Here is a 7,391-nt window from a genome sequence, read left to right as displayed (position 1 = left end):
TCCTTTGTAACTTCAACCACTTGCGCTTCAGATCTCTCGTCAGCGGGAGGCGAATTCTACAGCGTTACACGCTGCTGTCAACACCTCTTTTTCAACTCCCTTTCGGCTTCGATGAACTGAAGCAACCTGCTGCCGAAAACTGCGTAACTCTTTGTTTACCAAGGAGTTTTCCGTTTCGACTGCGCCGGAAGTGGGGCGAATTATAGGCCTCTAGAATTCGCCGTCAACCCCTTATTTCAGCTTTATTCGGATTTGAGCGCAATACGCGCAAATGCCTTCTTCCCGGCCTGGCAAACATGGGTCGCGCCCAGTGCGTATATAAAGGTGCGATCGACAACCTCACCATCTATACGTACACCACCGGAACCCAGGAGATCTCGCGCCACCGCCGAGTTCTTAACCAACCCCGCTTTATTAAGGACAGCAGCGATCGGCATGTCTTCGGCAGCAGTCAATTCGATTTCCGGCAGATCATCCGGCAGCTCGCCATCCTTCATACGGTTACCGGCGGCACGATGAGCATTGGCCGCAGCCTCCTCACCATGGAAGCGCGCAACGATCTCCTCAGCCAACTTGATCTTGATATCGCGCGGATTGGCACCCGCCTCGACATCAGCGCGGAATGCATTGATCTCATCCATGGAGCGGAAGCTGAGCAACTCGAAGTAACGCCACATCAGCGCATCCGGAATGGAAACCAGCTTGCCGTACATCACACCCGGCGCCTCCTGGATGCCGACGTAGTTACCCAAGGACTTGGACATCTTCTTCACACCATCCAGACCTTCAAGCAGCGGCATGGTCAAAATGCACTGGGCTTCCTGACCATAACCACGCTGCAGCTCACGCCCCATCAGCAAGTTGAACTTCTGATCGGTGCCGCCGAGCTCCACGTCTGCGCGCAGAGCCACAGAGTCATAACCCTGAACCAGCGGATAAAGGAACTCATGAATGGCGATTGGCTGATTGGTTGTGTAGCGCTTGTCGAAGTCATCGCGCTCGAGCATACGAGCCACGGTGTATTGCGAAGTCAGGCGAATGAAGTCGGCCGGCCCCATCTGATCCATCCAGGTGGAGTTGAATGCCACTTCGGTTTTTGCCGGATCCAGAATCTTGAAGACCTGAGTCTTGTAGGTCTCGGCATTCTCGAGGACTTGCTCGCGAGTGAGCGGTGGACGCGTGGCACTCTTGCCACTCGGGTCGCCGATCATCCCGGTGAAGTCACCAATCAGGAAGACCACCTGATGCCCCAGCTCCTGGAACTGGCGCAGCTTATTAATAAGCACGGTGTGACCCAAGTGCAGATCCGGAGCCGTTGGATCGAAGCCCGCCTTAATACGTAGCGGCTGGCCACGCTTGAGCTTTTCAATCAGCTCGGACTCGACCAACAGTTCTTCCGCACCACGTTTGATCAGCGCTAGCTGCTCTTCAACCGACTTCATAACAGACCCGCAAGGCTCAGATTCAAAGGGAACCAACCATACAAGATCGCGCGTCAAATACAAGGTTTGCCCGGCGCACGGACGCCAATCCGCAGACAGAGTGCCTACGGACTTGCTTCAGAGATGATTTGGTTATATTTTATACAGTTATTTCATCTTCATCATGTCATTCATCTTTTCCAATTCATCTTTTTTCAAAGTCAAAACCACTTATGACCACAGAATCGTCTAAAGCGCCGCCGCTTTACCCGAAGACCCACTTGCTTGCTGCAAGTGGCATCGCCGCCCTTCTCAGTCTGGCGCTCCTGGTATTCCCTTCCAGCGATGTCGAAGCCAAAAAGACAACCCTGAGTCTTGAACTGGAAAGCCCTGCTGAACAACTGACACAAGAACAAGACGCTGCTGACGCCGTTCAAGCCACAAATGAACCAGCAACCTCCCCCTTCGCGCAGATCGACAACAGCGCCGAAGACACCCAGGAAACCGCTCAAGCCGAACCTGCACCGGTGCCGGTCGTCGAAGAAAAGAAGACGGCAAGCCACAGGGAAGTGATCGTCGCCAAGGGTGACACCCTCTCTACGCTGTTCGAGAAAGTCGGCCTCCCGGCCACCTCGGTGCACGACGTGCTGGCCAGCGACAAGCAGGCCAAGCAGTTCAGCCAGCTCAAGCACGGGCAAAAACTCGAATTCGAACTGAGTCCTGACGGTCAGTTGACCAACCTGCACAGCAAGCTCAACGACCTCGAAAGCATCAGCCTGACCAAGAACGACAAGGGCTATACCTTCAACCGCATTACCGCAAAACCAACCGTGCGCTCGGCTTACGTTCATGGCGTGATCAACAGCTCGCTGTCGCAGTCCGCAGCCCGGGCCGGCCTGTCTCACAGCCTGACCATGGACATGGCCAGTGTGTTTGGCTACGACGTGGACTTCGCCCAGGATATTCGCCAGGGCGACGAGTTCGACGTGATCTACGAGCAAAAAGTGGTCAACGGCAAGGCCGTCGGCACTGGCCCGATCTTATCGGCGCGCTTCACCAACCGCGGCAAAACCTACACCGCCGTGCGTTACACCAACAAACAAGGCAACAGCAGTTACTACACCGCTGACGGCAACAGCATGCGCAAGGCGTTCATCCGCACACCGGTGGACTTCGCCCGCATCAGCTCGAAATTTTCCATGGGCCGCAAACACCCGATCCTGAACAAGATCCGCGCCCACAAAGGCGTCGACTACGCTGCACCGCGCGGCACGCCGATCAAGGCTGCCGGTGATGGCAAGGTGTTGCTGGCCGGCCGCCGTGGTGGCTACGGCAATACCGTGATCCTCCAGCACGGCAACACCTACACAACGCTCTACGGCCACATGCAAGGCTTCGCCAAAGGCGTGAAGACTGGCGGCACGGTGAAACAGGGCCAGGTGATTGGCTATATCGGCACCACCGGTCTCTCCACCGGTCCGCACTTGCATTACGAGTTCCAGGTGAATGGCGTGCACGTCGACCCGCTGGGCCAGAAAGTCGCGATGGCCGATCCAATCTCCAAAGCCGAGCGCGCACGCTTCCTGGCACAGAGCCAACCGCTGATGGCGCGCATGGACCAGGAAAAAGCCACTCAGCTGGCTTCGGCCAAGCGTTAAGTCATGGCGCTTTATATAGGTGTGATGTCCGGGACCAGCCTTGATGGCCTGGACATCGCGCTGATCGAGCAGACCCCGGCGATCAGGCTGATCGCCACGCACTACATCCCCATGCCCGATTCCCTGCGTACAGAGCTGCTTGGCTTGTGCGCCAGCGGTCCGGACGAGATTGCCCGCTCCGCCATCGCCCAGCAAAACTGGGTAAAGCTCGCGGCACAGGGCATCAATACCCTCCTCGCTCAACAGCACCTCATCCCTGACGATATCCGCGCGATTGGCAGCCATGGCCAGACCATTCGCCATGAACCAGCGCGCGGTTTCACGGTGCAAATCGGCAATCCGGCGCTGCTGACCGAGATGACGGGTATCACCGTGGTCAGCGACTTCCGCAGCCGCGACGTAGCCGCCGGCGGTCAAGGCGCTCCGCTGGTTCCAGCCTTTCATGAAGCCTTGTTCGAAGAGCGGGCCGGCAACCGTGCCGTACTGAACATCGGCGGTTTCAGCAACCTCAGCCTGATCGAGCCCGGCAAACCGGTGGCCGGTTTCGACTGCGGCCCAGGGAATGTGCTGCTGGATGCCTGGATTCATCAGCAGCGCGGCGACACCTATGACCGTGACGGCCAATGGGCCGCCAGCGGCAAGGTTGAACCCGATCTGTTGAAGGCACTGCTCAGCGACCCCTTCTTCGTCACCCAAGGCCCGAAGAGCACCGGCCGGGAAGTCTTCAACCTGCCATGGTTGATGCAGCACCTGGCGCAGCTGCCGACCTTCGCTGCCGAAGACGTACAGGCAACGCTGCTTGAGCTGACCGCACTGACCATCATCGAATCGCTGCAAGGCGCCCAGAAAGAGACTCAAGAAGTGCTGGTCTGCGGCGGTGGCGCGCATAACGCCGCACTGATGAATCGCCTGGCCAGTCTGCTGCCGAAGGCGAAAGTCAGCAGCACATCAGCATATGGCGTCGATCCTGACTGGGTCGAAGCCATGGCGTTTGCCTGGCTCGCTCACTGCTGCCTCGAAGGCATCGCCGCCAATCGCCCAAGCGTTACCGGCGCCCGTGGATTACGGGTCCTCGGCGCCATCTACCCCGCATAAATACCAGACAGCAAAACGCCGCAAGGCCCTGAGGCCGTGCGGCGTTCTGTGAAACAGGTGCGCCGATCAGATCGAGAACGAAGAACCGCAGCCACAAGTGGTGGTCGCATTCGGGTTCTTGATGACGAAACGCGACCCTTCCAGACCTTCCTGGTAGTCCACCTCGGCACCTGCCAGGTACTGGAAGCTCATCGGATCGACAACCAGACTCACACCTTCGCGCTCGACGATGGTGTCGTCATCGGCCACTTCTTCATCGAAGGTGAAGCCGTACTGAAAACCTGAACAACCGCCGCCCGTAACGAATACGCGCAGCTTCAAGCGATCATTCCCCTCTTCATCGACCAGGCTCTTCACCTTGTGCGCGGCACCGTGGGTGAATTGCAAAGCCGTGGGGGTGAAGGATTCGACGCTCATGCTGACTATCTCCCGGCGTTACGCCGTCATATTGCGTGATGACGCGCATTATCCGCTTCTCCTAGAAAAGCGGTCAACTATTGTTATGGTATATCAACCAATCCAGTCGCCGGCCCGGAATGCAAAAAGGCCCGTCAGACGGGCCTTTTGCTGTACGCGATAACGCTTACGGCAGCATGCCGGCGTGGGACAGGCCCAGACGCTCATCCAGCCCGAACAGAATGTTCATGTTCTGCACGGCCTGACCCGAAGCACCTTTGACCAGGTTGTCGATCACCGACAGCACCACCACCAGATCACCGTCCTGAGGGCGATGCACGGCAATGCGGCAGACGTTGGCACCCCGTACGCTACGCGTCTCCGGATGGCTGCCGGCCGGCATCACATCGACGAACGGTTCGTTGGCGTAGCGCTTTTCAAACAGCGCCTGCAGGTCCACCGAGCGATCAACAACAGTTGCGTAGAGTGTGGAGTGAATGCCACGAATCATCGGCGTCAGGTGCGGAACGAAGGTCAGGCCGACGTCCTTGCCTGCTGCGCGACGCAGCCCCTGGCGAATCTCCGGCAGGTGACGGTGACCTTTGACCGCATAAGCCTTCATGCTTTCCGACGTCTCGGAGTACAACGAACCTACGGAAGCGCCACGACCGGCACCGCTGACGCCGGACTTGCAGTCAGCAATCAGATGCGCGGCATCGGCCAGGCCGGCTTCGAGCAATGGCAGGAAACCCAATTGCGTTGCAGTTGGATAGCAGCCCGGCACGGCAATCAGGCGCGCTTTCTTGATCTGTTCGCGATTGACTTCCGGCAAGCCGTAGACCGCCTCGTCCAGCAACTCCGGTGCACCGTGCGGCTGGCCGTACCACTTGGCCCATTCATCCGCATCTTGCAGACGGAAGTCCGCCGACAGGTCGATGACCTTGGTCCCGGCCGCCAGCAACTCGCCCGCCAAGGCATGGGCAACACCGTGCGGTGTGGCGAAGAACACCACATCGCAGGCACCCAGGGTCTTGATGTCCGGAACGCTGAACGCCAGGCCGTCGTAATGGCCTCGCAGGTTCGGATACATGTCGGCCACGGCCAGGCCAGCCTCGGATCGGGAAGTGATGACAACCACCTCAGCTTGCGGATGTTGCGCCAACAGACGCAGCAGTTCGACACCGGTGTAACCCGTGCCGCCGACGATACCGACCTTGACCATAAACCTGCCCTCAACGAACCCACTGGAAAGCCGTCGATAATAGGGGCCGCGCGCCCCTGCGACAACCGTCAAGGTGACGTGCGGACGCTCAACCCCCTACTATTCCCACTACCGTGAATTGGGGAATAACCAAAAATGCTCTATCTGTGGCTCAAAGCGTTTCATATCGTCAGCGTCGTATGCTGGTTTGCCGGCCTGTTTTACCTGCCACGACTGTTCGTTTATCACGCACAAAGTGAGGATACGATCAGCAAGGAACGCTTCAGCGTCATGGAGCGCAAGCTGTACCGGGGCATCATGGGCCCGGCGATGATCGCCACGCTGATCTTCGGCGGCTGGCTCATCTACCTCAATCCAGGCATCTTCAGCCAGGGTGGCTGGATACACGCCAAACTGACCCTGGTCGTGTTGCTGATCGGCTACCACCACATGTGCGGCGCCCAGGTAAAACGTTTTGCCCGTGGCGAGAACACCCGCAGCCATGTCTTTTATCGCTGGTTCAATGAAGTGCCGGTTCTGATATTGCTGGCTATCGTAATTCTGGTCGTCGTTCGGCCGTTCTAAATCCACCAGGCACAACTTACCCGGGGTACTTCCAATGTCGCTGCCCGCTCTGCTCGAAGAACGTTTGCGTCTGCCCGTAGTGGCGGCGCCGATGTTCCTGATTTCCAATCCGCAATTGGTACTCGCCTGTTGTCGCCAGGGCGTGGTCGGCAGCTTCCCGGCGCTGAACCAGCGCGAAAGCAGCGGTTTCAAGGCTTGGCTGGAAGAAATCGAAGCCGGGCTGGCGACAATGGAGAATCCCGCGCCTTATGCCGTGAACCTGATCGTCCACAACAGCAATCCTCGTTTACAGGCGGATCTGCAGATCTGCGTCGAGTACAAAGTGCCGATCGTGATCACCAGCCTGGGCGCCGTGAAAGAACTGGTCGACGCGGTGCACAGCTACGGCGGCCTGGTGTTCCATGATGTGACCACTCGTCGTCATGCCGAGAAAGCGGCCGAAGCAGGCGTGGATGGCTTGATCGCCGTGGCTGCCGGCGCCGGTGGACACGCGGGGACCTGGAGCCCGTTCTCACTGATTGCCGAAATCCGCCAGTTTTTCGACAAGACACTGTTACTGGCCGGCTGTTTGAACCACGGCCACGAAATTCTTGCCGCTCAATTGCTCGGCGCGGATCTGGCCTACTTTGGTACACGATTTATCGGCACGACCGAAAGTCACGCGCCCGACGCCTACAAAGAAATGCTGCTGACATCCAAAGCGGCAGACATCATCCATACTCCAGCCGTGTCGGGTGTCCCCGCGAGCTTCATGCGCAAGAGCCTGGAGGCCGCCGGTTTCGACATGGCCGCCTTGCAAGGCAAGGGCGAGATCAACTTCGGTTCCAAGCTCAAACCCGTGAGCGATGAGGCCAAAGCCTGGAAGACCGTTTGGTCTGCAGGCCAGGGCGTGGGAGAAATCGAAGACTTGCCGAGTGTCGAGCAGTTGATTGCGCGTCTCGACGCGGAGTACCGCCAGGCCCTGGAGCATGCCGCCCAGCTGCCAAAACGCTGGCCGCGCTGACAGCAAACCTTGGCCAGTCTTGCCCGGCCGGA

General features: G+C 58.5%; 7 protein-coding genes. 4 read left to right on the top strand and 3 right to left on the bottom strand.

Features of this window, described 5'->3' with window-relative positions; genetic code table 11:
* Positions 1-242: 242 nt before the first annotated feature.
* Positions 243-1,442, bottom strand: coding sequence for a tyrosine--tRNA ligase (gene tyrS / locus KW840_RS07420; protein WP_218494794.1), 1,200 nt, complete (start codon positions 1,440-1,442; stop codon positions 243-245).
* Between the two features lie 212 nt (positions 1,443-1,654).
* Between tyrS and KW840_RS07415 the strand changes: the two genes are divergently transcribed.
* Both KW840_RS07415 and KW840_RS07410 read left to right on the top strand, forming a co-directional pair.
* Positions 1,655-3,079, top strand: a complete 1,425-nt coding sequence (locus tag KW840_RS07415; protein ID WP_218494792.1) for a peptidoglycan DD-metalloendopeptidase family protein — start codon at positions 1,655-1,657, stop codon at positions 3,077-3,079.
* Between the two features lie 3 nt (positions 3,080-3,082).
* The gene (locus tag KW840_RS07410) at positions 3,083-4,174 is read left to right on the top strand and encodes an anhydro-N-acetylmuramic acid kinase (protein WP_218494790.1); all 1,092 of its coding nucleotides are present in this window, start codon (positions 3,083-3,085) and stop codon (positions 4,172-4,174) included.
* 66 nt (positions 4,175-4,240) lie between these two features.
* On the opposite strand, the gene erpA is transcribed toward KW840_RS07410, so the two are convergent.
* Both erpA and argC read right to left on the bottom strand, forming a co-directional pair.
* A complete protein-coding gene (erpA, locus tag KW840_RS07405) occupies positions 4,241-4,591 on the bottom strand; it encodes an iron-sulfur cluster insertion protein ErpA (protein WP_007906865.1) in 351 nt (116 codons plus the stop codon).
* Positions 4,592-4,757: 166 nt separating this feature from the next.
* Positions 4,758-5,792 (bottom strand): N-acetyl-gamma-glutamyl-phosphate reductase, encoded by a 1,035-nt coding sequence (gene argC, locus KW840_RS07400; protein ID WP_007980174.1) that lies wholly within the window; start codon positions 5,790-5,792, stop codon positions 4,758-4,760.
* Positions 5,793-5,927: 135 nt separating this feature from the next.
* Here argC and hemJ point away from each other — a divergent pair, with 135 nt between their 5' ends.
* Both hemJ and KW840_RS07390 read left to right on the top strand, forming a co-directional pair.
* Complete coding sequence (hemJ, locus tag KW840_RS07395; RefSeq protein ID WP_046039521.1) at positions 5,928-6,356, top strand: protoporphyrinogen oxidase HemJ; 429 nt, start codon at positions 5,928-5,930, stop codon at positions 6,354-6,356.
* A 34-nt stretch (positions 6,357-6,390) separates the two neighbouring features.
* Positions 6,391-7,359 carry a nitronate monooxygenase family protein gene (locus tag KW840_RS07390; protein ID WP_218494789.1) on the top strand — a complete coding sequence of 323 codons (969 nt, stop codon included), beginning with the start codon at positions 6,391-6,393 and terminating at the stop codon, positions 7,357-7,359.
* Positions 7,360-7,391: the final 32 nt, after the last annotated feature.

Origin of the sequence: Pseudomonas sp. PDM30 (assembly GCF_019218985.1) — a bacterium.
Taxonomy (GTDB): domain Bacteria; phylum Pseudomonadota; class Gammaproteobacteria; order Pseudomonadales; family Pseudomonadaceae; genus Aquipseudomonas; species Aquipseudomonas jessenii.
Note: the sequence above shows the minus strand (reverse complement) of the source record. Positions and strands in the feature narration are given on the sequence as shown.

What these genes read in the sequence shown, in the direction of transcription:
- KW840_RS07410 (WP_218494790.1), top strand. Translation starts at nt 3,083, where the DNA reads ATGGCGCTTTATATAGGTGTGATGTCCGGGACCAGCCTTGATGGCCTG.
- argC (WP_007980174.1), bottom strand. Translation starts at nt 5,792, where the DNA reads ATGGTCAAGGTCGGTATCGTCGGCGGCACGGGTTACACCGGTGTCGAA.
- KW840_RS07415 (WP_218494792.1), top strand. Translation starts at nt 1,655, where the DNA reads ATGACCACAGAATCGTCTAAAGCGCCGCCGCTTTACCCGAAGACCCAC.
- hemJ (WP_046039521.1), top strand. Translation starts at nt 5,928, where the DNA reads ATGCTCTATCTGTGGCTCAAAGCGTTTCATATCGTCAGCGTCGTATGC.
- erpA (WP_007906865.1), bottom strand. Translation starts at nt 4,591, where the DNA reads ATGAGCGTCGAATCCTTCACCCCCACGGCTTTGCAATTCACCCACGGT.
- KW840_RS07390 (WP_218494789.1), top strand. Translation starts at nt 6,391, where the DNA reads ATGTCGCTGCCCGCTCTGCTCGAAGAACGTTTGCGTCTGCCCGTAGTG.
- tyrS (WP_218494794.1), bottom strand. Translation starts at nt 1,442, where the DNA reads ATGAAGTCGGTTGAAGAGCAGCTAGCGCTGATCAAACGTGGTGCGGAA.